26 protein-coding genes are annotated in these 23,505 nt (G+C 73.8%); 7 read left to right on the top strand and 19 right to left on the bottom strand.

The features are described 5' to 3' along the window. Positions 1-88: 88 nt before the first annotated feature. Genes ACH4J0_RS05555 through hisI form a run of 4 tightly spaced genes read right to left on the bottom strand, consistent with a single transcriptional unit; the run spans position 89 to position 3,140 of the window. Entirely contained in the window at positions 89-700 is a 612-nt protein-coding gene (locus tag ACH4J0_RS05555) for a TIGR02234 family membrane protein (RefSeq protein ID WP_396236456.1), read from the bottom strand. Positions 701-726: 26 nt separating this feature from the next. Then, positions 727-1,188 carry a Uma2 family endonuclease gene (locus ACH4J0_RS05550; protein ID WP_396236454.1) on the bottom strand — a complete coding sequence of 154 codons (462 nt, stop codon included), beginning with the start codon at positions 1,186-1,188 and terminating at the stop codon, positions 727-729. 20 nt (positions 1,189-1,208) lie between these two features. Then, positions 1,209-2,729, bottom strand: coding sequence for an anthranilate synthase component I (locus ACH4J0_RS05545; RefSeq protein WP_396236452.1), 1,521 nt, complete (start codon positions 2,727-2,729; stop codon positions 1,209-1,211). A gap of 39 nt (positions 2,730-2,768) precedes the next feature. Continuing rightward, the gene (gene hisI, locus ACH4J0_RS05540; RefSeq protein ID WP_030281929.1) at positions 2,769-3,140 is read right to left on the bottom strand and encodes a phosphoribosyl-AMP cyclohydrolase; all 372 of its coding nucleotides are present in this window, start codon (positions 3,138-3,140) and stop codon (positions 2,769-2,771) included. A 122-nt stretch (positions 3,141-3,262) separates the two neighbouring features. On the opposite strand from hisI, the gene ACH4J0_RS05535 reads away from it, so the two are divergent. Both ACH4J0_RS05535 and ACH4J0_RS05530 read left to right on the top strand, forming a co-directional pair. Further along, on the top strand, positions 3,263-3,841 hold the full coding sequence (locus tag ACH4J0_RS05535) for a hypothetical protein (protein WP_396236450.1): 579 nt from the start codon (positions 3,263-3,265) through the stop codon (positions 3,839-3,841). Positions 3,842-3,878: 37 nt separating this feature from the next. After that, positions 3,879-4,523, top strand: a complete 645-nt coding sequence (locus ACH4J0_RS05530) for a TIGR03085 family metal-binding protein (RefSeq protein WP_396236448.1) — start codon at positions 3,879-3,881, stop codon at positions 4,521-4,523. 71 nt (positions 4,524-4,594) lie between these two features. On the opposite strand, the gene aspS is transcribed toward ACH4J0_RS05530, so the two are convergent. Next, complete coding sequence (gene aspS / locus ACH4J0_RS05525) at positions 4,595-5,905, bottom strand: aspartate--tRNA(Asn) ligase (protein ID WP_396236446.1); 1,311 nt, start codon at positions 5,903-5,905, stop codon at positions 4,595-4,597. A 441-nt stretch (positions 5,906-6,346) separates the two neighbouring features. Here aspS and ACH4J0_RS05520 point away from each other — a divergent pair, with 441 nt between their 5' ends. Continuing rightward, a complete protein-coding gene (locus tag ACH4J0_RS05520) occupies positions 6,347-7,126 on the top strand; it encodes a VOC family protein (RefSeq protein ID WP_396236444.1) in 780 nt (259 codons plus the stop codon). Between the two features lie 54 nt (positions 7,127-7,180). On the opposite strand, the gene hisF is transcribed toward ACH4J0_RS05520, so the two are convergent. The 8 genes from hisF to hisD are packed head-to-tail and all read right to left on the bottom strand — an operon-like array spanning position 7,181 to position 12,965. After that, positions 7,181-7,951, bottom strand: a complete 771-nt coding sequence (gene hisF, locus ACH4J0_RS05515; protein ID WP_396236442.1) for an imidazole glycerol phosphate synthase subunit HisF — start codon at positions 7,949-7,951, stop codon at positions 7,181-7,183. Continuing rightward, positions 7,948-8,388, bottom strand: a complete 441-nt coding sequence (locus tag ACH4J0_RS05510; RefSeq protein WP_396236440.1) for a RidA family protein — start codon at positions 8,386-8,388, stop codon at positions 7,948-7,950. Before ACH4J0_RS05510 ends, hisF begins: the two co-directional genes overlap by 4 nt. After that, positions 8,385-9,119, bottom strand: coding sequence for a bifunctional 1-(5-phosphoribosyl)-5-((5-phosphoribosylamino)methylideneamino)imidazole-4-carboxamide isomerase/phosphoribosylanthranilate isomerase PriA (gene priA / locus ACH4J0_RS05505; RefSeq protein ID WP_396236438.1), 735 nt, complete (start codon positions 9,117-9,119; stop codon positions 8,385-8,387). The genes ACH4J0_RS05510 and priA overlap by 4 nt, the downstream gene beginning before the upstream one ends. A 20-nt stretch (positions 9,120-9,139) precedes the next feature. Further along, complete coding sequence (hisH, locus tag ACH4J0_RS05500) at positions 9,140-9,775, bottom strand: imidazole glycerol phosphate synthase subunit HisH (protein WP_030280437.1); 636 nt, start codon at positions 9,773-9,775, stop codon at positions 9,140-9,142. A gap of 36 nt (positions 9,776-9,811) precedes the next feature. Continuing rightward, positions 9,812-9,964 carry a hypothetical protein gene (locus ACH4J0_RS05495; protein WP_030280435.1) on the bottom strand — a complete coding sequence of 51 codons (153 nt, stop codon included), beginning with the start codon at positions 9,962-9,964 and terminating at the stop codon, positions 9,812-9,814. Beyond that, on the bottom strand, positions 9,961-10,554 hold the full coding sequence (gene hisB, locus ACH4J0_RS05490; RefSeq protein WP_396236436.1) for an imidazoleglycerol-phosphate dehydratase HisB: 594 nt from the start codon (positions 10,552-10,554) through the stop codon (positions 9,961-9,963). The genes ACH4J0_RS05495 and hisB overlap by 4 nt, the downstream gene beginning before the upstream one ends. A 6-nt stretch (positions 10,555-10,560) precedes the next feature. Next, entirely contained in the window at positions 10,561-11,661 is a 1,101-nt protein-coding gene (locus ACH4J0_RS05485) for a histidinol-phosphate transaminase (protein WP_396236434.1), read from the bottom strand. Continuing rightward, complete coding sequence (gene hisD, locus ACH4J0_RS05480; protein ID WP_396236432.1) at positions 11,658-12,965, bottom strand: histidinol dehydrogenase; 1,308 nt, start codon at positions 12,963-12,965, stop codon at positions 11,658-11,660. The genes ACH4J0_RS05485 and hisD overlap by 4 nt, the downstream gene beginning before the upstream one ends. Before the next feature lie 91 nt (positions 12,966-13,056). Between hisD and ACH4J0_RS05475 the strand changes: the two genes are divergently transcribed. The 3 genes from ACH4J0_RS05475 (at position 13,057) to ybaK (ending at position 16,122) form a co-directional block, all read left to right on the top strand. Beyond that, complete coding sequence (locus tag ACH4J0_RS05475) at positions 13,057-14,634, top strand: oxidoreductase (RefSeq protein WP_396236430.1); 1,578 nt, start codon at positions 13,057-13,059, stop codon at positions 14,632-14,634. Between the two features lie 240 nt (positions 14,635-14,874). Continuing rightward, complete coding sequence (locus ACH4J0_RS05470) at positions 14,875-15,612, top strand: LON peptidase substrate-binding domain-containing protein (protein WP_396236532.1); 738 nt, start codon at positions 14,875-14,877, stop codon at positions 15,610-15,612. Positions 15,613-15,627: 15 nt separating this feature from the next. Further along, positions 15,628-16,122 (top strand): Cys-tRNA(Pro) deacylase, encoded by a 495-nt coding sequence (ybaK, locus tag ACH4J0_RS05465; protein ID WP_396236428.1) that lies wholly within the window; start codon positions 15,628-15,630, stop codon positions 16,120-16,122. Between the two features lie 97 nt (positions 16,123-16,219). On the opposite strand, the gene ACH4J0_RS05460 is transcribed toward ybaK, so the two are convergent. The 6 genes from ACH4J0_RS05460 to ACH4J0_RS05435 form a co-directional block, all read right to left on the bottom strand. Next, a complete protein-coding gene (locus ACH4J0_RS05460; protein ID WP_396236426.1) occupies positions 16,220-16,999 on the bottom strand; it encodes a hypothetical protein in 780 nt (259 codons plus the stop codon). Between the two features lie 53 nt (positions 17,000-17,052). Beyond that, the gene (locus ACH4J0_RS05455; RefSeq protein ID WP_396236424.1) at positions 17,053-17,862 is read right to left on the bottom strand and encodes an ABC transporter permease; all 810 of its coding nucleotides are present in this window, start codon (positions 17,860-17,862) and stop codon (positions 17,053-17,055) included. Continuing rightward, positions 17,859-18,857: an ABC transporter ATP-binding protein gene (locus ACH4J0_RS05450; protein ID WP_396236422.1), complete on the bottom strand. Its 999-nt coding sequence runs from the start codon at positions 18,855-18,857 to the stop codon at positions 17,859-17,861. The genes ACH4J0_RS05455 and ACH4J0_RS05450 overlap by 4 nt, the downstream gene beginning before the upstream one ends. A 90-nt stretch (positions 18,858-18,947) precedes the next feature. Further along, entirely contained in the window at positions 18,948-20,249 is a 1,302-nt protein-coding gene (locus ACH4J0_RS05445) for an NYN domain-containing protein (protein WP_396236420.1), read from the bottom strand. 249 nt (positions 20,250-20,498) lie between these two features. Then, positions 20,499-21,545 carry an aspartate-semialdehyde dehydrogenase gene (locus ACH4J0_RS05440; protein WP_396236418.1) on the bottom strand — a complete coding sequence of 349 codons (1,047 nt, stop codon included), beginning with the start codon at positions 21,543-21,545 and terminating at the stop codon, positions 20,499-20,501. Between the two features lie 112 nt (positions 21,546-21,657). Further along, the gene (locus ACH4J0_RS05435) at positions 21,658-22,545 is read right to left on the bottom strand and encodes a dihydrodipicolinate synthase family protein (protein ID WP_396236416.1); all 888 of its coding nucleotides are present in this window, start codon (positions 22,543-22,545) and stop codon (positions 21,658-21,660) included. A 72-nt stretch (positions 22,546-22,617) separates the two neighbouring features. Between ACH4J0_RS05435 and ACH4J0_RS05430 the strand changes: the two genes are divergently transcribed. Next, on the top strand, positions 22,618-23,505 hold the full coding sequence (locus ACH4J0_RS05430) for a LysR family transcriptional regulator (protein ID WP_396236414.1): 888 nt from the start codon (positions 22,618-22,620) through the stop codon (positions 23,503-23,505).

The following is a 23,505-nucleotide window of genomic DNA, read 5'->3' as shown; positions in this document are numbered from 1 at the left end:
GACGGGTCCCATTGTGCCGGGCCACACACAGCCACCCCAAAGCGGGTGCCGGGTCTATCGCGTCACACCCGCTGGTCGGGCGGGGGCCTCAGACCGCGGTCGGGTCCTCGCCGCGGTCCAGGGCCTTCCACAGGTCACCCGGCGTGTCGGCCTTCGCCGGCGCCTTGCGGGTGGGCGCCTCGTAGCGGTTGCCCATGGCCGGCCAGCCGCGGCCGTAGCGCAGGGTGATCAGCCCGGCGACGGCCAGCAGCAGCCCGCCGGCCAGGGCGACCCACGGCCAGCCGGTGTGCGAGACCTCGGTGGCGGTCGAGCCGGCCAGGGCCAGCTTGCCGGAGGCGGCGGAGTCCAGCGCGGCGGTGTCCGAGGCCCCGGCCACCGAGGCGGCGGCCGCGCCCAGCCCGGCCAGCAGGGTCAGCGCACCGACCGCGAGCCGGCCGACGCCGCGCACCGCGAACACCGCGACGGCCGCGGCCAGGCCCACCAGGGCCAGCCCGCCCGGCAGTTCGGAGATCTTGCCGCCGGTGACGGACACGTCCAGGGTGCCGGCCCGGCCCTCGGCCCAGACCCGCCCGGCCGCGGTCAGCACCAGCACGGCGCTCAGCACGGTCAGCAGCAGCATCACGCCGAGGGTGCGGCGGCCGGCCGCGGGCGTGGCGGGAGCGGCGGGGGCGGGGGTGGGGGTGGGGTCTGCAGCGGTCACCCGTCCACTATCCCCCGGGCCGCGCGCTACGCCGTACCCGGGGTGGGGAACCCGTCCGTCCGCAGCACCACCGTGCGCCCGCCCAGCGGCAGGAACAGGTCGTTGCCGAAGGGCACCCGCTCGGCCTCCCGGTACGCCCCGGCGGGGGACGGAGCGGTGTGCACGGTGCAGACGGCGGCGGCCGGGTCGACCACCACGTACAGCGGCACGCCGCTCTCCGCGCAGGCCCGTGCCCAGGCGTGGTCGCGGCCCGGGTGCGACACCTCCAGCACCGCCTCGACGTCGGAGGCGGCGTACCGGCCCCCGGCGTGGTGGACGGCGTCCGGGGCGATCACCGCCAGGTCCGGGGCGAGCGGCCCGTGGGCGGCCGGGAAGTCGACCAGGACCCCGGACAACACCCGGCCCCGGCCCCCGAGTTCGTCCCTGATCCGCACAGCGGCGGCGAGCACGACCTCCCGGCACAGCTCGTCGTACGGCACCTCGGCCATCCCGGCCGCCTCCTCACGCCTCAGGACAGTTCCGGCCTGCGCAGCGTATTGGCGGTGGCGACGGCCCGCAGCACGGCGGCCGCCTTGTTGCGGCACTCGGTGTCCTCGCCGTGCGGGTCGGAGTCGGCGACCACGCCCGCGCCCGCCTGCACGTACGCGGTGCCGTCGCGCAGCACCGCGGTGCGGATCGCGATCGCGGTGTCCGAGTCCCCGGCGAAGTCCAGGTAGCCGACGCAGCCGCCGTACAGGCCGCGCCGGGTCGGCTCCAGCTCCTCGATGATCCGCATCGCCCGGGGCTTGGGCGCGCCGGAGAGGGTGCCGGCCGGGAAGCAGGCGGTCAGCACGTCGAAGGCGCTCCGCCCGGGAGCGAGCTTGCCGGTCACCGTCGAGACGATGTGCATCACGTGGCTGTAGCGCTCGATCTGCATGAAGTCGACCACCTCGACGCTACCCGGCTCGCAGACCCGGCCCAGGTCGTTGCGGCCGAGGTCGACCAGCATCAGGTGCTCCGCCCGCTCCTTGGGGTCGGCGAGCAGCTCGGCGGCCAGCGCCGCGTCCTCGTGCGGGGTCGCGCCGCGGTGCCTGGTCCCGGCGATCGGGTGCAGCATCGCCTCGCCGTCGGCGACCTTGACCAGCGCCTCCGGGCTGGAACCGACCACGTCGAAACCGCCCTCGGCACCGCCGTCCGGCCCGGGGAAGCGGAACAGGTACATGTACGGGCTGGGGTTGGTGGTGCGCAGCACGCGGTAGACGTCCAGCGCGGAGGCCTGGCAGGGCGCCTCGAAGCGCTGCGAGGGCACCACCTGGAAGGCCTCGCCGGCCCGGATGCGCTCCTTGACCTCCTCCACCGCGGCCCGGTACGGCGCCCCGCCGAACGGCGAGTGCACCTCGCCGGGGCCGGCCGGGGTGAACGTCGCCAGGCCCGGGTCGACCGGCTTCAGCAGGCCGGCCTCCATCGCGTCCAGGCGTGCCACCGCGTCCGCGTGGGCCTCGTCCACGCCGCTGGCCAGGTCGTTGTGGTTGACGGCGTTGGCGATCAGCAGCACCGTGCCGTCCAGATGGTCGAGCACCGCGAGGTCGGTGGCGAGCAGCATGGTCAGCTCGGGCAGCCGGAGGTCGTCCGGATTGAGGTCGGGCAGCTTCTCCAGCCGGCGGACGACGTCGTACCCGAGGTAGCCGACGAGGCCGCCGGTCAGCGGCGGCAGGCCGTCGTCGGCGCGGCGCGGGGTGTGCAGCGCCGCCAGGGCGGCGCGCAGCACCTCCAGCGGGTCACCGTCGGTGGGGATGCCCACCGGCGGGGTGCCCAGCCAGCGGGCGTCGCCGTCCGGGCCGGCCGTCAGCACGGCGGCGCTGCGCACGCCCACGAAGGAGTAGCGCGACCAGACGCCCTGCTCGGCGGACTCCAGCAGGAAGGTGCCGGGCCGTTCCTCGGCGAGGCTGCGGTAGAGGCCGATCGGGGTGAGGCCGTCCGCGAGGAGCCTGCGGGTGACGGGGATGACCCGGGTGTCGACGGCGAGCTTGCGGAAGGCTTCGAGGTCCATGCGGGGCGGCACCTTCTGGAGTCAGGACGGGTTCTTGGGTCAGCCGAGCGGGAGCACGTCGGCGTCGAAGCAGGTGCGGTCGCCGGTGTGGCAGGCCGCGCCGGTCTGGTCGACCTTGACCAGCAGGGTGTCGCCGTCGCAGTCGAGGGCCACCGACTTGACCGCCTGGGCGTGACCGGAGGTGTCCCCCTTCACCCAGTACTCGCGGCGGCTGCGGCTCCAGTAGGTGCAACGGCCCGTGGTGAGCGTGCGGTGCAGCGCCTCGTCGTCCATCCAGCCCAGCATCAGCACCTCGCCGGTGTCGTACTGCTGCGCGATGGCCGGGAGCAGGCCGTCCTCGGTGCGCTTGAGGCGGGCGGCGATCGCCGGGTCGAGGGCGGTGGTGCCGGGAGCGGCGGGTGTGGTGGACATGGGGCCATTGTGTCAGCCCGGCCACGGTCGCCGAAGGGGACGACTGGTTCGCAGACGGCCCGTTCGGAGTCAGTTCCTCCAACCGCCTGCCGGGCGGGGCCCGACTGGGCCATCCTCAGCCCATGACCTCCGAGCAGCAGCCGCCCGAAGCCGCCGCCTCCCGTCCGTCCCGGGGCCTGGTGATCTCCGTCGCCACCGTCCTGGCCGTGCTGCTCGCGGTGGTGGCCACCGTGCTGCTCTGGCCCGAGGACGCCCCCGAGCCCGCAGCCGCACCGCCCCCGCCCCCGCCCTCCCTCACGGCCACCCCGACGCCGACACCGACCCCCACTCCCACCAAGCCACAACCCCCGTACGCCTTCTTCCCGGTGGGCACCTGCTTCGACCACCCCCAACTCAGCCCGGTGATCACCAAGGCCGAGGAACGCCCCTGCGCCACACCGCACGACGGCGAAGTCATCGCCGACCTCGTACTCCCCGACGGCCTCACCGGCGAGATCCCCATCGCCCTCGCCATGCGCGACGGCTGCAAGGACGCCGACACCGCCGCCAAGGCCCACCAGCCCGACGGCAAGCCCTACTACCCCCGCCAGTTCGGCCCCGCCCTGACCAACTACCAACAGGGCTGGCGCGACTACACCTGCACCCTCACCGCCGGCAGCAAGCAGGGCGCTCCCAAACTCACCGGCCGGCTGCGGCCGTAAGCCCTGCCCGTGTCGCCCCACGCCCTAGGCTGACGCCATGTCGAACCACGCCCTCGCCGAACGCCACCGCCTCGCCGAACTCCTGACCGCCGCGGGGCCCGACGCCCCCACCCTGTGCGCCGGGTGGACCACCCGGGACCTCGCCGCCCACCTGGTGATCCGCGAGCGCCGCGCCGACGCGGCGCCCGGCATCCGGGTCGGCGCGCTGGCCGGCTGGACCAGGCGGGTGCAGGCGGGCTACGCGGAGCGGCCGTACGAGGAACTGGTCCGGCTCTTCCGCGCCGGGCCCCCGGTCTATTCGCTCTTCGCCCTCCCCGGTGCGGACGAAGCGGCCAACACGGTCGAGTACTTCGTCCACGCCGAGGACGTCGCCCGGGCGGGTGAGAACTGGACCGCCCAGCCCGTCCCGCCCGGCCGCGCCGAGGCCCTCTGGCGCCGGCTTCCCCTCCTCGCCCGCTTCGAGGCGGGCCGTCACTCCCCCGTCCGCCTCACCCTCGCCCGCCCCGACGGCCGGTCCCTCACCGTCGGCCCGGCCGGCGCCCCCACCGTCCAGCTCACCGGCGAACCCGCCGAACTGGTCCTCTTCGCCTTCGGCCGCGGCGCCCGCACCACCCTCACCGTCGACGGCCCCCCGGACGCCGTCGAGGCCCTCCGCCACGTCCTGCCGCTGCCCCGGCCCTAGCTCCTCCTGCGCAGGAAGTCGGCCGGGCCGACTTCCTGCGCAGGAGCACGCCGGGCGCCGCCGCAACCCGCCTACGGGGTGAGCCGGTTCGGGCCGCGGAAGAGGAAGGTGGCGTCGCGGATGGAGGTGAGGCCGAGCAGGACCATCAGGACCCGGCCGAGGCCCATGCCGAGGCCGCCGTGCGGCGGGCAGCCGTAGCGGAAGGCGTTGAGGTAGTCCCGCATCGGCTCGGGGCGCAGGCCCTTCTCGGCGGCCTGCTCCAGCAGGACGTCGTAGCGGTGCTCGCGCTGGGCGCCGGTGGTGACTTCCAGGCCGTTCCAGAGCAGGTCGAAGCTCAGGGTGAGGCCGGGGTCGTCGGCGGGGCGCATGTGGTAGAAGGGCCGGGCGCCGACCGGGTAGTGGGTGACGAAGACGAATTCGTGGCCGGTGGCCCGCCGGAGGTGCGCCGAGATTGCGCGCTCGCCCTCCGGGTCCAGGTCCTCCCTGGTTCCCGACGGGTCCCAGCCGCCCTCGCGCAGGATCTGCTGGGCCTCGGCCATGGTGACGCGGGGGAAGGGCGTCGTGGGCACGGTGACCCGGACGCCGAAGTGCTCGGCGATGGCCGCGCCGTGCAGTTCGGCGACCTTGGCGATCGCGTGGGCGAGCATCCCCTCCTCGAAGGCCATCACGTCCTCGACCCCGTCGATCCAGGCCAGTTCGACGTCGACGCCGGTGAACTCGGTGGCGTGCCGGGAGGTGAACGACGGCTCGGCACGGAAGACGGGACCGATCTCGAAGACCGTGTCGATGCCCGCCGCGATGGCCATCTGCTTGAAGAACTGGGGCGATTGCGCCAGGTAGGCGCTGCGCCCGAAGTAGCCGAGTTCGAAGACCTCCGCGCCGGACTCCGAGGCGGTGCCCATGAGCTTGGGAGTGTGCATCTCGGTGGCGCCCCGCGCGTAGGCGTACTCGCGCATGCCCTGTTCCAGGGTGGTCTGCACGGCGAACAGCAGTCGGGCGGCGGGGCGGCGGCGCACGTCCAGGTGACGCCAGTCGAGGCGCTGCTCGGGGCCGGTGCGGTCGTCGATCGGCAGCGGAGTGGCGGCCGGGTTCAGCACTTCGACCGTCTCGGGCACGAGCTCCAGACCGCCGAGTCCGACCTGCGCCGCGTCGACGACACGGCCGGTGATCCTGACGGCGGACTCGGGTGTGAGGGCTTCGAGCCGGGCCTCCAGCGGCCCGCCGTCACGCTTGTGGGTGACCTGCACCAGGCCGGTGCCGTCCCGCACGATGACGAACTGCATCGCGCGCTGGAGGCGGAGGGCGTGCACCCAGCCGCACACGGAAACGGTATGGCCGAGGTGTTCTCGCAGGTCCGAGACACGGACACGGCTGTGGATCATTGCGGTCCTCCGAAGGACGTCGTCATGATCCCTTGGGAGTGCGGGCGAGAAGGGCAACTCGCGGTACCACCGCACTTTCGCCGTCACGTCGCGGTGACGGCCTCGCTCTGGCCCGGTGACGGGGGCCGGCCGGCGGGGCATTGGACCGCCACCGGGGTGGGGCCGTTCCTCCCCGCGCTCGGGAGGGTCTTCGCCTCGGGGCGCGGGACCGCCTTCCCAGCTTCCGGCGGTTCTCTCTGCTCGCGTGATCCCTGGCTACTCGTCTCCGTCGACGCGTTGCCCAGCACGATACGGAGCCGTGACGGCGGGGGCAATCGAGATACACGGTGGCGGTCCAGAAATGCGGATGTCAGTGCCCGGGGGCAGACTCACAGGTGGCCGGGGAGGGGCGCGCGCCCGACGGACTGCCCCGGTCACTCTCCGTCGAAGGAGCACCACCTCATGCTCACCACCGACTTCCCCATCGGCTCGCCCTGCTGGCTCGACCTGGGCAGCCCGGACATCCGCGCGACCGCCGCCTTCTACGGCGCGGTCTTCGGCTGGAGCTTCCAGGAGGTCCCCGGGGCGGGCGGCTACGGCTTCCTCCAGCTGGACGGCAAGCGGGTCGCCGCGCTCGGCAACCTCGATCCGGGCGCGCGGTCCGCGTGGACCGCGTACTTCCGCACCGCTGACGCGGACGCCACCGCCAAGGCCGCCGAGCAGTCCGGCGCCACGGTCCGCGTCCCGCCGATGGACGTCATGCAGGAGGGTCGGTTCGCGGCACTCACCGACCCGCAGGGCGCCGAGTTCGCGATCTGGCAGTCCGGGAACACCATCGGTCTGGACGCCGTCTCCGAGCCCAACGCCCTGGTCTGGGCCGAGCTGCACACCTCCGACCAGGACGGCGCCCTCGCCTTCTACAAGGGCCTGTTCAACTGGCGGGTAAGGGTCTTCGAACCGTCCCCGGGCATGAACTACCGGGTGATCTCCACCGCCGAGGGCGACCAGCAGCAGACCAGCTTCGGCGGCATCGCCCCGGTGACGCAGACCGCCCAGCCCTCCGCCTGGACGCCGTACTTCGCGGCCGCCGACGTGGACGCGCTGGTCAGAAAGGCGACGGCGGCCGGCGGCTCGGTGCTGATGCCGGCCACGGACGTGGAGAACGTCGGCCGGATCGCCTGGCTGGCGGACCCGAACGGCGCCCCGTTCGCCCTGATCAAGGGCGAGCCGCAGGAATCCTGAACACGGCACGAGGGCCCGCTGCGGAAGCAGCGGGCCCTCGACGCGGGAGCGGAATCACCGGACCGGGTGACCGGACTCCCGCAGCGCGTCCTTGACCTCGCCGATCCGCAGGTCCCCGAAGTGGAAGACGCTGGCCGCCAGCACCGCGTCCGCGCCCGCCTCGACGGCCGGGGCGAAGTCGCCGAGCTTGCCCGCCCCGCCGGAGGCGATCACCGGCACCGAGACGGCCTTGCGGACGGCCCGGATCATCTCCAGGTCGTAGCCGTCCTTGGTGCCGTCCGCGTCCATCGAGTTGAGCAGGATCTCGCCCGCCCCCAACTCGGCGGCGCGACCCGCCCATTCGACGGCGTCCAGGCCGGTACCCTGGCGCCCGCCGTGGGTGGTGACCTCGTAGCCGGAAGCCGTCTCCGTGCCCTCCGGGCAGCGCCGGGCGTCGACCGAGAGCACCAGCACCTGCCGCCCGAACCGCTGGGCGATCTCGCGGATCAGCTCCGGCCGGGCGATGGCCGCGGTGTTGACGCCGACCTTGTCGGCGCCGGCCCGCAGCAGCTTGTTCACGTCCTCGACGGCCCGGATGCCGCCGCCGACGGTGAGCGGGATGAACACCTGCTCGGCGGTGCGGCGGACCACGTCGTAGGTGGTCTCGCGGTCGCCGGAGGAAGCGGTGATGTCGAGGAAGGTCAGCTCGTCGGCGCCCTCGGCGTCGTAGAGCTTGGCCATCTCGACCGGGTCGCCGGCATCGCGCAGGTTCTGGAAGTTGACGCCCTTGACCACCCGCCCCGCGTCGACGTCCAGGCAGGGGATGACACGTACTGCAAGGGTCACGACTGATTGCCTTCCGGGGCTTCCAGGGTCTTTGCCAGCCCGGTGCGGTACGCGTCGATCTCGACCTCGACCATCATCCGGGAGTCGATCAGTCCGTCGACCACCACCATGGTGGCCACCGGGCGCGCCTCGACGAAGAGTTCGCGGTGGGCGCGGCCCACCTCCTCGGCGTCGCGGAGGTGGGTGATGTACATCCGGGTGCGGACCACGTCGTCCGCGGTCAGACCGTACGCGGCCAGGGCCCGGAGCCCGACGCCGAAGGCGGCGAGGGTCTGCCGGTACGGGTCGCCCTCGTGCTCGATCCGGCCGTCCACCCAGGCGGTGGACCCTGCCACGTGCACGTGGTCGCCCGCGGCGACCGCCCGGGAGTAGCCGAACTCCTCCTCCCAGGGGGAGAAGCCGACCACCCGGCCGCGTACGATCCGACCTTCCGTCATCCGGAAACCGCCTCCAGGGCCTCTTCGAGGGTGAACTTCTGCTCGTAGAGTGCCTTGCCCACGATGGCGCCCTCGACACCCTCACCGACGAGGGTGGCGATGGCGCGCAGGTCGTCCAGCGAGGAGACGCCGCCGGAGGCGACGACCGGGCGGTCGGTGGCGCCGCAGACGTCACGCAGCAGCTGCAGGTTGGGGCCGGTCAGGGTGCCGTCGCGGTTGACGTCGGTGACGACGTAGCGGGCGCAGCCCTCCTGGTTCAGCCGCTCCAGCACGTCGAAGAGCTGGCCGCCGTCGCGGGTCCAGCCGCGGCCGCGCAGGGTGGTGCCGACGACGTCCAGGCCGACGGCGATCTTGTCGCCGTGCTCGGCGATGGCCTTGGCGACCCACTCGGGGGCCTCCAGGGCGGCGGTGCCGAGGTTGACCCGGGTGCAGCCGGTGGCGAGCGCGCGGGCGAGCGACTCGTCGTCGCGGATGCCGCCGGACAGCTCGACCTTGATGTCCAGCCGGCCGGTGACCTCGCGCAGCAGCTCGTAGTTGCTGCCCGTGCCGAAGGCGGCGTCGAGGTCGACCAGGTGCAGCCACTCGGCGCCGGCGTCCTGCCAGGCGAGGGCGGCGGCCAGCGGCTCGCCGAAGGAGGTCTCGGTGCCGGAGGCGCCCTTGACCAGGCGGACGGCCTGGCCGTCCCGGACGTCGACGGCCGGCAGCAGTTCCAGGCGGCTCTTCAGGCTCATCAGTAACAACTCTCAGACGTTCAGAGGGTGTTGACCCAGTTGGTCAGCAGGGCGGCGCCGGCGTCGCCGGACTTCTCGGGGTGGAACTGGGTGGCCCACAGCGGGCCGTTCTCGACGGCGGCGACGAACGGCTGCCCGTGGGTGGCCCAGGTGACCAGCGGCGGGTTGATCCGCGCGCTGTGGGTCTCCAGCTCCCAGTGCCGCACCCCGTAGGAGTGCACGAAGTAGAAGCGGGTCTCCGGGTCCAGGCCGGCGAACATCCGGCTGCCCTCGGGCACGTCCACCGTGTTCCAGCCCATGTGCGGGACGACCGGGGCGTCCAGCGGCTCGACGGTGCCGGGCCACTCGTCGCAGCCGGGCGTCTCCACGCCGTGCTCGACGCCCTTCTCGAAGAGGATCTGCATGCCGACGCAGATGCCCATGACCGGGCGGCCCCCGGCGAGCCGGCGGCCGATGATCCAGTCCCCACGGACCGACTTCAGCCCGCGCATGCAGGCCTCGAAGGCGCCCACGCCGGGGACGAGCAGGCCGTCCGCGGCCATCGCGGTGTCGTAGTCGGAGCTGACCGTGACGTTCGCCCCGGTCCGTTCCAGGGCGCGCTGCGCGGAGCGGAGGTTGCCGGAGCCGTAGTCGAGGACGACGACGTTCTTGCCCATGTTCAGGTGTCCAGTCTCTCTACAGGGCCGGGCGGTCTACAGGCGCATGAGGCCGGAGCCCAGGCACATCACCGCGCCGATGGCCAGCACCAGGATGACGCCCTTCGGCAGCTTCTGCTTCCAGAAGGAGATCACTCCGCCGGCCAGGAAGAGGCCGACGAAGAGGAGGATCGTGGCGGACTTGCTCACAGCGCACCCTTGGTCGAGGGGAGGATTCCGGCCGCGCGCGGGTCGCGCTCGGCGGCGTAGCGCAGCGCCCGGGCCAGCGCCTTGAACTGGCACTCCACGACGTGGTGCGCGTTGCGCCCGTACGGGACGTGCACGTGCAGCGCGACCTGGGCCTGGGCCACGAAGGACTCCAGGATGTGCCGGGTCATCGTGGTGTCGTAGCTGCCGATCATCGGCGCCATGCCCTCGGGCTCGGTGTGCACCAGGTAGGGCCGGCCGGAGAGGTCCACGGTGACCTGGGCGAGCGACTCGTCCAACGGCACCGTGCAGTTGCCGAAGCGGTAGATGCCGATCTTGTCGCCGAGCGCCTGCTTGAAGGCGGCGCCGAGCGCGAGGGCGGTGTCCTCGATGGTGTGGTGGGTGTCGATGTGCAGGTCGCCGTCGGTCTTGACGGTGAGGTCGAACAGACCGTGGCGGCCGAGCTGGTCGAGCATGTGGTCGTAGAACCCGACGCCGGTGGAGATGTCGGTCTTGCCGGTGCCGTCGAGGTCGATCTCGACCAGGACGGAGGTCTCCTTGGTGGTGCGCTCGACGCGTCCGATGCGGGACATGCGGGGTTACAGCTCCTTGATCACGGTGCGGACGGCGTCCAGGAAGGCGTCGTTCTCGGCGGGCGTCCCGGCGGTGACGCGCAGCCACCCGGGGACGCCGTTGTCACGGACCAGGACACCCTGGTCGAGGATGGCGCGCCAAACGGCGTGGGTGTCGGCGAAGCGGCCGAACTGGACGAAGTTGGCGTCCGAGTCGGTCACCTCCAGGCCCATCGCGCGCAGCGCGTCCACCAGCCGGTCGCGCTCCTGCTTGAGCCTGCCGACGTACCCGAGCAGGGTGTCGGTGTGCTCCAGGCAGGCCAGCGCGGTGGCCTGGGTGACGGCCGACAGGTGGTACGGCAGGCGCACCAGCTGGACGGCGTCCACGACGGCCGCGTCGGCGGCCAGGTAGCCCAGGCGCAGTCCGGCGGCGCCGAAGGCCTTGGACATGGTGCGGCTGACCACCAGGTTGGGTCGGCCCTCGATCAGCGGCAGCAGCGAGGCGCGGTGCGAGAACTCGACGTAGGCCTCGTCGACCACCACCAGGCTGGGCCGGGCCGCCTGCGCGGCCTCGTACAGCCGCAGCACGGTGTCGGCCGACACCGCCGTCCCGGTCGGGTTGTTCGGTGAGCAGATGAACACGACGTCCGGCCGGTGCTCGGCGATGGCGGCGAGCGCGGCGTCCACGTCGATGGTGAAGTCGTCGTGGCGCGGGCCGGAGATCCAGGTGGTGCCGGTGCCCCGGGAGATCAGCGCGTGCATCGAGTACGAGGGCTCGAAGCCGAGGGCGCTGCGGCCGGGCCCGCCGAAGGTCTGCAGCAGCTGCTGGAGGACCTCGTTGGAGCCGTTGGCGGCCCACACCTGCTCGCGGACGACCGGGAACCCGGTGGTGCGGGTCAGGTAGGCGGCGAGGCCCTCGCGCAGCTCGACCGCGTCCCGGTCGGGGTAGCGGTTCAGCCCGCGGGCGGCCACGGCGACCCGCTCGGCGATCCGGGCGACCAGCTCCTCGGGCAGCGGGTACGGGTTCTCGTTGGTGTTCAGCTGGACGGGGACGTCCAACTGCGGTGCACCGTAAGGGGACTGGCCGCGCAGCTCGTCCCGGATCGGGAGGTCGTCGATAGCGGTCACGAGCCGGGAACCGTCCAATCGAACCGAGCCTTGATGGCGTCACCGTGACCGGGGAGGTCCTCGGCGTCGGCCAGGGTGACGACGTGCGCGGCGACCTCCGCCAGCGCCTCCCGGTCGTACTCGACGACCTGGACGCCGCGCAGGAAGGTCTGCACCGACAGCCCGGCGGAGTGGCAGGCGCAGCCGCCGGTCGGCAGCACGTGGTTGGAGCCGGCCGCGTAGTCGCCCAGCGAGACCGGGGTCCAGCGGCCGATGAAGATCGCGCCGGCGTTGACGACGCGCGCCGCCACGGCGTGCGGGTCGCGGGTCTGGATCTCCAGGTGCTCGGCCGCGTACGCGTTGACCACCGCGAGGCCCTGGGTGAGGTCGTCGACCAGGATGATGCCGGACTGCCGGCCGCCCAGCGCCTCGGCCACCCGCTCGCCGTGCTTGGTCTTCGCGACCTGCACGGCCAGCTCGGCCTCGACCGCGTCGGCCAGCTCCGGGGAGTCGGTGACCAGCACCGAGCCGGAGGTCGGGCCGTGCTCGGCCTGGCTGATCAGGTCGGCGGCGACGTCGCTCGCCAGCGCGCTGTCGTCGGCGAGGACGGCGATCTCGGTCGGGCCGGCCTCGGAGTCGATGCCGATCCGGCCGGCGAACAGCCGCTTGGCGGCGGCCACGTAGATGTTGCCGGGGCCGGTGACCATGTTGACCGGCGCGCACTCCTCGGTGCCGAGGGCGAACATCGCCACCGCCTGGGCGCCGCCGACGGAGTAGACCTCGTCCACTCCGAGCAGCGCGCAGGCCGCCAGGATCGTCGGGTGGACGCGCCCCCCGAACTCCTTCTGCGGCGGGGACGTGACCGCGATGCCCCTGACGCCCGCCTCCTGGGCCGGCACCACGTTCATCACCACGGAGGACGGGTAGACCGCCAGCCCGCCCGGCACGTACAGGCCGACCCGCTCGACCGGCACCCAGCGCTGGGTGACCGTGCCGCCCGGCACGACCTGCGTGGTGTGCCCGGTGCGGCGCTGGTCGGCGTGCACGGCCCTGGCCCGGCGGATCGACTCCTCCAGCGCGGCCCGCACCCGCGGGTCCAGCGTCTCCAGGGCGGCGGTCAGCTGCTCGGCCGGGACGCGGGTGGACTCCAGCCGGACGCCGTCGAAGCGCTCGGTGATCTCGATCAGCGCCGCGACCCCGCGATGGCGTACGTCCTCGGCGATCGGCCGCACCTTCTCCAGGGCGGCCGCCACGTCGAACTCGGCACGGGGCAGCAGGTCACGCGGGTCGTCCAGCGAGCCACGGAGGTCGATTCGAGAGATCACGCCACCCAGTGTAAGGAGTGGCCGGAACAGGTGGTCCCGCATTTCAGTCCGTGATACGAAAGGCGAGACGACCGGGGGGACGGGGAAAGACATGGCGGAAAGCGCTCCAGAAGGCTGGACCGACACGGAACGGGCGCTCTGGGAGGCCTTCCGCGAGGGCGAGGTCTTCGACCTCCGGTGTGGCCGGAACGACATCGACGACCCCTTCGGGGACGCCGTCTGGGGCCCCGAGCGGACGGTGAGCGCCGAAGTGCTCGCCCACCTGCTGCTGGCCGGCCCGCGTCCCACCGCCGGGCGTGTCGCCTCACTGCGGATGAGCGGCGTGTACGTCACCGGTGCGCTCAACCTGGCCGGCGGCCACATCGACCGGTACGTCGAACTGCGCGGCTGCCGCTTCGAGCACAAGATCCTCATCTCGGAGGCCTCGGCGACCACCCTGCGCATGGTCGACTGCCTGGTCCCCCGCCTGGAGGCCTCCCGGCTCTCCACCACCGGCGACCTCCACCTGGCCCGCTGCCGGATCCCCGACGGCATCCGGCTCACCGACGCCAAGATCGGCACCGACCTGCTGCTCAACCTGGCCGTCATCGGCGGCGACCGCTACGGCCGCGCGGTGTCCGCCGACGGGATCACCGTCCACCAGGACTTCGAGGCCGAACGCCTGGAGACCCGAGGCGAGTTGAGCGTCCGCACGGCCCGGATAGGCGGCCGGTTCTCGCTCCGCGGCGCCCAGCTGCACGCCGACCCGCAGAACCGGGTCTGCCTGAACGCCGTCCGGCTCAACGTCGGCCACACCCTCTACCTGACCAGCTCCGCCGACGGCGGCTGGTTCGGCTCCCGCAGCTACTACGGCTCCGGCTACGGCCAGAGCCCCCCGCCCGACGCCCCCAGCACCCCCTTCCGCGCCTTCGGCCAGGTGCGGCTCTCCGACGCCCGCTTCGAGGCCGCGTGCCTGATCTCCGGAGAATTCCACCTGGAGGGTGACGACGAGGTCTCACTGCGCCGCATCCACACCCCCGAGCTCCGCTTCACCTGCAAGATCCGGCCCACCGGCACCGTCTCCCTCTCCCGCGCCCGGGTCGGCAACCTGGTCGACACCCCGGAGGCGTGGCCGCTCGGCAAGCACCTGCGGCTGACCGGCTTCGTCTACGAGAACCTCCGCCCGGTCGGCCCGTTCACCATCCGGCAGCGGATCGCCTGGCTGGAGGGCTCCGCGGTGGAGTTCCAGCCGGAGTCCTACGAGCAGCTCGCCGCCGCCCTGCGCCGCGACGGCGCCGACGACGACGCCCGCGAGGTGCTGTACGCCAAGCAGCGCCGCCGCCGGGAGACCCTGCCGCTGCCCGCCCGGATCTGGGGCCTGGTCCAGGACGTCACCGTCGGTTACGGCTACCGCCCCGGCAGGGCCGGCCTCTGGCTGCTGCTCGCCTGGGCGCTCGGCAGCGTCTGGTTCGCCGCCCACCAGCCGGACCCGCTCAAGGCCGACGAGAAACCGCACTGGAACGCGGTGCTCTACACCCTCAACCAGCTGCTGCCGATCATCGACCTCAACCAGGGCGCCTGGAACCCCGGCGGCACCAGCCAGTGGATCGCCGCCGGACTGGTCGTGGTCGGCTGGCTGCTCGCCTCCACCGTCGTCGCGGGCGCCAGCAGACTCCTCCAGCGCGGCTGAACCCGCCGGGCCGCAGGTGGTCTCCCGGAGCCCGCCCACCCCTTCTGCGAACCGCGAACCAGCGGCGGTCCCGGCCGAGATCGGCCGGGACCGCCGGAAGCCCGATCGAGCCGCCCTTCCCACCCCCGTCCTTCCCCGCCGCCGCTTCCGCGGCCGAGCCCGTCGGCCGGTCCTCCTGCTGTCCGCTGACCGGGTTCGAGGCGTCAACCGGGCGACAAGGCCGGGCCCCGGGGAACTACGCTGTCCGCCGTGACAGAACGGCTGCCGCTCTTCCCGCTGAACACCGTGCTCTACCCGGGCCTCGTGCTGCCCCTGAACGTCTTCGAGGAGCGCTACCGCCGTCTCGTCGCCGACCTGCTCGAACAGCCCGAGGACGAGCCGCGCCGGTTCGGCGTGCTCGCGATCAAAGACGGCCGCGAGGTCGCCCCGGTCCGGCCCGAGGGCGGCCCGGCCGGGCCGCTCGACGGCCTCGGGACCGTCACCGGGGACCCGCTGGAGGCGATGTACCACATCGGCTGCGTCGCCGACGTCTCCTCCGCCCAGCTCCAGCCCGACGGCCGCTACGAGCTGCTGGTCACCGGCACCACCCGGTTCCGGCTGCACTCGGTGGACGTCACCGGGCCGTACCTGACCGGTGGGACGGAGCCGATCGAGGAGCGCCCCGGCGAGGGCTCCGGCGCGCTCGCCTCCGAGGTCGAGCGAGCCTTCCGGGTCTACCAGAAGCGCCTGGCCGGCGCCCGCGAGGCCACCACCCACGGCCGCCAGCAGCTCCCCGACGACCCCCAGGTGCTCTCCTACCTGGTCGCCGCCGCCTCGGTGTTCGAGACCCCGGTCAAGCAGCAGCTGCTCGCCTGCCCCGACACCGCCCAGCGGCTGCGCACCGAACTCGACCTGCTGCGCCGCGAGAGCGCCGTCCTCAGCTGGCTGCCCTCGCTGCCCGCGGTCGACCTCACCCGCCAGTCGTTCAGCCCCAACTGACCCCCGGGACCCCGCATGGCCAAGAAGCCGAAGAAGGGCGGCCAGGGCACCCCCGCCACCGTCGCCCTGGAGACCGCCGCCGTCCCCTTCACCGTCCACGCCTACGAGCACGACCCGGCCGCCGCCTCCTACGGCGGCGAGGCCGCCGAAGCCCTCGGGGTGGCCTCCGAACGCGTCTTCAAGACGCTGGTCGCCGACGTGGACGGCATCCTGACCGTCGGCGTGGTCCCGGTCGCCGGCCAACTCGACCTCAAGGCCCTGGCAGCCGCCGTCGGCGGCAAGCGCGCCGCCATGGCCGACCCGGCCGCCGCCGAGCGCAGCAGCGGTTACGTCCGCGGCGGCATCTCCCCGCTGGGCCAGCGCCGCCCGCTACGCACCGTGATCGACGCCAGCGCCCTGACCCACCCCACCGTCTACGTCTCGGCGGGCCGACGCGGCCTCGAAGTGGAACTGGCCCCCGCCGACCTCATCGCCCTCACCCGGGCCAGCACCGCCCCCATCGCCCGCTGACCCGCCAGGGACCCCGGGACAGGAGCCCGGAAAACGCGGGGGGGCGGAAGCCCTCGGCCTGTACCCGACCGCAGGCCTTCCGCCCCCACTCCCGAACTCAGCCCCGCCCCTGCTCATCCGCCCCCGGCCGCCCGTCCACCGGAGCCGGAGCCGACTCCGCGGGAGCCCCCTGCGCGGCAGCGCCCTCCGCGGGAGGCCCGTACGTCCCCGCCGGCACCCCCCAGTACGGCGGCGGGTCCTCCTCCCGCTTCCCGAACGCCGCCGACAGCGCCAGCAGCACCACCATCGCCGCCATCGGCCACACCAGCAGCGCACCCAGCGCCCCCAGGTCGATGCCCGCGTCGAAGTGCCCGCCGTTGCCGACCCGCCGCGCCTCCCCGATCAGGTTGTCGCTGGGACCGAGCCAGCGCCCGAGCCTCCAGGCCCCGATCGAGCCGAGCAGTCCGCCGATCGCCAGCCCCAGCGCGACCGAGATCCCGCCGCCGCGCTTGCGGGTCAGCAGGAAGGCGCCGAGCGCCGTGAGGATGCCCGCGCCCAGCCCGATCAGCACGAACACGGCGTCGGCACCGGCCCGCTGTTCGCCCTCCGGGTCGGCGTAGAGGATCCGGTCCCCGTCCACGACCAGCGGCACCTTGGGCGCGAGCCAGGCCCACAGCCCGGCCATCACCAGTCCGACCAGCAGGCAGGCGAGCACGACCCCGGAGCCGATCCGCAGCTCGGCCGGCAGCGGGTGCTCCGCGGCGGGCGGGGCGGCCGGCAGGCCGGCGGGCGGTTCCCCGTCGGAGACCGGCGGCGGTGCGAACGGGTCCGGTGCGGCGCCCGGTTCGGCCGCCGCGTCGGCGCGGGCGGGTTCCGGAGGTGTGTTCGGTACGGTCACGGGCCCATCGTTTCACGACGGCCGTCCGAACGGCCCACCCACCCGAGCGGACGCTACCGCGCGACCGCCCGCCGGTAGGCCCAGGTGGCCAGGGCCAGCGACACCACACCCACGGCCGCGCAGACCCCGAGGTCGGCGAGCACCATCCCCCACTCCGGGTGCGGCGCGAAGGTCCGCGCGAAGGCCTCGACCCCGTACGTCGAGGGCAGCAGGTCGCGCAGCCACAGCACCGGCTGCGGCAGGTGGTCGACGGGCAGGACGCCGAGCAGCAGGGCCGCCGACATGCCGAGCTGCCCGAGCATGGTCGCGATCTCCTGCCGCGGCGCCAGCAGCCCGCAGGCCGCGCCGAGCCCGGACAGCGCGGCCCCCGCGAGCGGTACGACGGCGAGCAGCACCCACAGCTGGCCGAGCGGCAGTCCGAACATCACCGCGCCGATGCCGGCCGTGACGAGCGTCCCGGGCAGGGTGAAGGAGGCGTACGCGGCGGCCGCACCGAGCACCACCGAGGCGGCGGGCACCGGCAGGGTCGCGTAGTGGTCGAGGCCTCCGGTGGCCCGCAGCTTCCCGAAGTACTGCGCCAGCAGGTTCAGCGCGACGAACGCCACCACCAGCACGCTGGACCCGGCGACCACGGACCGCGCCGCCGGGGTCTGCCCGGCGTCCACGACGCCCCGCATCATCACCAGGATGCCGACGGACTGGAAGGTCGCCACGAACAGCAGCGGGATGCGCGCCACCCTGGCCCGGGCGAGCTGCGCCCGGTACACGGCGGCGAGCGCGGGCAGCAGCCGTGCCGCGTCGGCGAGCGGGGCCGGGGAAAGGGCGGACCGGCGGGTCGGCGGGGGCACCGAGAGCAGCGTCACTTGACCAGTCCTCCGTGGCGGCCGCCCAGCTTGAGGTAGGCGTCCTCAAGGCTCGGGGTGGCGAGGGTGAAGTCGTCGAGGGCGGCGAAGGCCGGACCGGTGGTGACGGCGGCGACCAGTTCGCGGGCCTGCTCCGGGGTGGTGCGGACGGTCCAGCGGCGCCCGGTGCGCTCGGCCCGTTCGGCCAGCTCGGCGACGGCGGGGACGCCGATGGGCGCCTCGTCCCGCCAGACCAGGTCGAGCCGGACGTCACCGTCCACCAGCGCCTTGAGCCCGCCGGGCGTGTCGCAGGCGATGACCCGGCCCTCGTCCACCACGGCGACCCGGTCGAGCACCGTCTCGGCCTCGATCACGTTGTGGGTGACCAGCAGCACCGTCGTGCCGTGCTCGGCCCGTCGCCGGTCGACGGCCGACCAGACGGCCCGCCGGGCCACCGGGTCCATGCCGGTGGTCGGTTCGTCGAGGACGAGCAGCGGCCGGTCCCCGACCAGGGTGGCCGCGAAGCAGGCGAGCCGCCGCTGTCCCCCGGAGAGCTTGGCGAGCGGCCGCCCGGCGATCGGCTCCAGCCCGAGTTCGGTGAGGACGTCCCCCGCCGCGGCCCGGGCCGCGGAGCGGCTGAGCCCGCGCAGCCGCCCCGTGGTCTCGGCGGCCAGGGCGACGGTCAGCTCGTCCAGCGCGGTGGATTCCTGCCCGAGGTAGCCGAGCAGCCGGGCGGCCCGCTCGGGGTGGCGGACGATGTCGTGCCCGAGCAGTTCGACCGTCCCGGAGTCCGGCCGCAGCAGGCCGGTGAGCTGGCGGACCAGGGTGGACTTCCCCGCGCCGTTGGGCCCGAGCAGCCCGAAGATCTCGCCCTTCCGGACGGTCAGGCTGATCCCGTCATTGGCCCGGATCTCGGTGGCGGCGGCGCCGCGCCCGCTGCGGTAGGTCCTGACCAGGTCGCGTACGGCGACGCACGGCGGGGTGTCCTGGGGTGCTCGCCCGGCCGTCTCGTTCACGACCGGAGACTTTACGCGCTCACACGGGCGAACCGGACAACGGGGCCCGGTCGCCGGTCCCCTGACCTCGCGGTGTGGCGCTGACGGCGGTCAGTCGTCCACCACCATCGATCCGCCCGGCACCCGGAGCGCGAGTTCCTTCCAGAAGCCCGCCCGGATGGCGTAGCGGTCGTGTTCGTCGATCTGGTCGTCCTTGTGCGCGAGCAGCCCGAAGCGGGCCGCGTAGCGCAGCAGCTCGCCGTCGACCCGGTGCGGGATGCGCGGGTAGTCGGGCCAGAGCACGGTGAGCCGTTCGAGGTCTCCGAGCCGCTCGCTCCAGCGCCGGGCGAAGACCTGGCCGACCTCGTGGGCGTCGCCGCCGATGCTGGTGATGTCCTCCTCCCGGTCGGCCCAGCGCTGTTCGGCGGTGGTCAGCTGGGCCAGGGTCGGCAGGCCGTCCCCGGCGGTGGCGGAGGGCTCGGGCACGGGCCGGTCGACCCAGCCCCGGTCGGAGGACCAGCGCAGCACCGGCCCGCCCGTCGGGTGCCCGTTGGCCGACTGCCCGGCCGCCGCGTGTCCGTTGGCGTGCCCGTTGGCGTGCCCGGTGGCCGACAGGGCCGCCGCCGGGGTGATCGGGGTGACGGCCGAGACCCGCCCGGCGAGGTCCTTCGGGGTGGGCACCACCCGCAGCGCCGCGGCCGGCTGCGACCGCCCGTTCGCGGCGGGCTCCTCGGACACCGCCGCCGCGGCCGGCCGGACGACCGGGGGCACCACGCTGGGCAGGGACGCCGGAGGGGCGGCGAGGATCTTGGCGATCTCCTGCCGGGCGCCGCCCGTCCCGGGCTCGGGGAAGACCGTGGAGTGGTCGCGCAGCGAGAAGGACGCCTCGATCCACTCGCGGTCCAGCACCCGCCGCTCGTCGGCCTCGCCGACCAGGTCCTCGGACTGGTTGAAGTCGCCGTCGGCGGCCTGCAACGCCCACAGGTGCACGGCCACGCCGTGTTCCTTCGCGGTCATCATCCCGGGCAGCAGGTCGCCGTCGCCGGTGATCAGCACGACGTCGGCGCAGGCCCGGTTGCGGGCGAGTTCGGAGAGCTCGGCGTGCATCGCCGCGTCCACGCCCTTCTGCACCCAGCGCCCCTCGGCCCGGGTGAGGGCGCCCAGCCGTACGGTGACCCGGGGCAGCACGCGCAGCCGCCGGTGTTCGGGCATCGGACGGCGGTCGGGGGCCGCGTCGAACCAGTAGATCCGCAGCAGGGGCAACCCGGTCTCGGCCTCCGCGCGTTCCCGCAGGGCGCTGATCAGCGCGGTGTGGTTGACGGTGACCTTGGAGCGGGAGGGGTCACCGGCGAGCAGGCTGGCGGCGGCGCCCAACAGGTATCCGGCATCCACCAGGACGACACAGCGGTCCATCCGCGCACCTCTTTCCGCTCGCCCTCGAAGGTCGGTCAGGGTGGGCGGTCCGCCCGGCGTCCGAACGTGTGGGGTGAGGGGCCCCCGTGACCGCCCGATCGTTGGGTCACCTTTTCCCCATGGTTCGCGGCCCGAACCTCGGGGGATGTCCCAGTCCCGCAACAGCCGCCCCAACGAGTCGCAAAGAAACACGAAGGCGGGCCCCGTTCAACGACGGGGCCCGCCAAACGTCACGCCGGGTCGACCGGGTCAGCCCTTGAGCTCCTTCGCCACCAGCTCGGCCAGTTGCACGGCGTTGAGCGCGGCGCCCTTGCGCAGGTTGTCGTTGGAGACGAACAGCGACAGGCCGTTCTCCACGGTCTCGTCGACCCGGATGCGGCCGACGTAGCTCGGGTCCCGGCCGGCCGCCTGGAGCGGGGTGGGGATCTCGGACAGCTCGACGCCGGGGGCACCGGTGAGCAGCTCGACGGCCCGCTCGGGGCTGATCGGGCGCTCGAAGCGGGCGTTGATCTGCAGCGAGTGGCCGGAGAAGACCGGGACGCGCACGCAGGTGCCGGCGACCTTGAGCTCCGGGATCCCGAGGATCTTGCGGCTCTCGTGGCGGAGCTTCTGCTCCTCGTCGGTCTCGTTGGAGCCGTCCTCGACGACGGAGCCGGCCAGCGGCACCACGTTGAAGGCGATCGGGCGCTTGTAGACCTTGGGCTCGGGGAACTCGACGGCGGAGCCGTCGTGGGCGAGCGCGGAGGCGCCGTCCACGACCTTGGCGGCCTGGTCCTGGAGCTCGGCCACGCCGGCCACGCCGCTGCCGGAGACGGCCTGGTAGGTGGAGACGACCAGGGCGGCGAGCCCCGCCTCCTCGTGCAGCGGGCGCAGCACGGGCATGGCGGCCATGGTGGTGCAGTTGGGGTTGGCGATGATGCCCTTGGGGCGGTCGGCCACGGCCTCGGGGTTGACCTCGGAGACGACCAGCGGGACCTCGGGGTCGCGGCGCCAGGCGGAGGAGTTGTCGATGACGACGGCACCGGCCGCGGCGACCTTGGGTGCCAGGGCCTTGGAGGTGGAGCCGCCGGCCGAGAAGATCACGATGTCCAGGCCGGTGTAGTCGGCCGTGGCCGCGTCCTCGACGGTGACCTCGGTGCCCTGCCAGGGCAGCGTGCGCCCGGCCGAACGGGCCGAGGCGAACAGCCGCAGCTGCTCCACCGGGCCGATTCCACCAGGAAGTCCAGCGCGCTCGGCCAGGATCTCGCGGACCACGCCGCCGACCTGGCCGGTGGCCCCGACAATGCCGATCTTCATTCCGACTACTCCTCTGAATGGTGCTGTCTACAGCCGCACTCTGCCCATCATGCCTTGTCACGGGCGTGGTACGAGCTGGTGTTCCACGGTGTGAGAGGGCCCTCGGACGGTCCTAATGGTCCAGACCACTGGCCAGCGCCAGCGCGGCCGCGACCTCCGCCTCCCCCGCCGGCAGCAACGGCAGCCGCACGTCCGGGGTCGGGATCCGGCCCTGGGCGTGCAGCACGCCCTTGGTCACCGCCGGGTTGGGCGCCGTGAAGGCGGACAGCGCCAGGGCGGTCAGCCGGTGCCCGAGCGCCCGGGCCCGCTCGACGTCCCCGGCCTGCCAGGCCTCGTACAGCTCGACGAACCGGCCGGTCGCCAGGTGCGCGGAGGCCAGGATGCCGCCCGACGCGCCGAGCGCCAGCATCGGCGCCAGGAACGCGTCCTCGCCGGCCAACAGCGCGAACCCGGCCGGGGTGTCGGCGAGCAGCTCGGCCGCCGTCTGGTCCAGCCCGCCGGTCGCGTACTTGACGCCCACCACACCCTCGATCGCGGCCAGTTCGCGCAGCGCGGCGGTGGAGAGCTGCTGCCCGGTGCGGTACGGGATGTGGTAGACGACCAACGGCAGCGGGCTGCTCGCGGCCAGCGCCCCGAAGTGGGCGACCGTCCCGGCCTCCCCCGCCCGGACGAAGGCCGGCGTGGTGACCAGCGCCGCCGCGTGCGGCACCCGCGCACCGAGCGCGGCCAGCGCCTCGCCGACGGCCCGGGTGTCGCCGCCGGAGGCGCCCACCGTCAGCCGCGCCCCGCGGTCGGCGCAGACGGCCGCGGCGACGTCCACCACCGCGTCCCGCTCCTCGGCGGTCAGCGCGGCGGGCTCGCCGGTGGTGCCGAGCGCGACCAGGCCGGCCGCCCCGGCGTCCAGGACCTCGCGCGCGAGCTTCTCCAGCGCGTCGAGGGCGACGCTGCCGTCGGCGGCGAAGGGGGTGATCAGCGGGATGTGGATGCCCTTGAGTTCCATGCCGACGATCCTGCGGCCCGCCGATCGCCCAGGTCCAGTTCACATTTCCGACGCTTCTCGTAAGCTGAGCCGATGCTCGACGTCCGACGCCTGCGCCTGCTGCGCGAACTCGCCCACCTCGGCACCATCGCGGCCGTGGCCGAGGCGCTCTCCTTCAGCCCTTCGGCGGTGTCCCAGCAGCTGTCCGTCCTGGAGAAGGAGGCCGGCGTGCCGCTGCTGGAACGCACCGGCCGGCGGGTCGCCCTCACCCCGGCCGGGCTGGGCCTGGTCCGTCACGCCGAGTCCGTGCTCGCCCTGCTGGAGCAGGCGGGCGCCGAACTCGCCCACGCCAAGCAGGGGTTGGCCGGGCCGCTGCGGATCGGCACCTACCCCTCGGCGGCCCGCGCGATCATCCCGGCGGTGCTCGGAGGCCTGGCCGCCTGGCACCCGGGGCTGGAGCCGATGGTCACCGAGGTCGACCCGGCGGCCGTCGGCGCGGCGCTGCGCGCGGGCGAGCTGGACGTGGCCCTGGTCCACGAGTACGACCTGGTCCCGGCCGACCCGGAACCGGGCCTCGCGGTGACCCGTCCGGTCTTCACCGAGCCGATGTACCTGGCCGCCCGCGCCCCGGGGACGGTCGCCGAGCAGCGCGGCGCGCCGTGGATCACGTCCCCGCCCGGCACCCTCTGCCACACCATGGCCGTCCGGGCCTGCGAGGCGGCGGGCTTCGCGCCCCGGATCCGGCACCAGATCGACGACTTCACCACGGTGCTCGCCCTGGTCGCCGCCGGTCAGGGCGTCGCCCTGGTCCCCCACCTCGGCACCGCCCAGCCCCCGCCCGGCGTCGTCCTGACCCGCCTGCCGATGTACCGCCGCACCCGCGCCGCCTTCCGGGCCGGCGCGGGCTCCCACCCGGCCATCTCCGCCTTCGTCTCGGCGCTCCACACGGCCGTCCCGCCGGGGCTCGGCAGCGGGGCGTGA

Source organism: Kitasatospora sp. NPDC017646, from assembly GCF_044329365.1.
Lineage (GTDB): Bacteria > Actinomycetota > Actinomycetes > Streptomycetales > Streptomycetaceae > Kitasatospora.
This window is presented reverse-complemented; position numbering and strand designations above follow the sequence as displayed.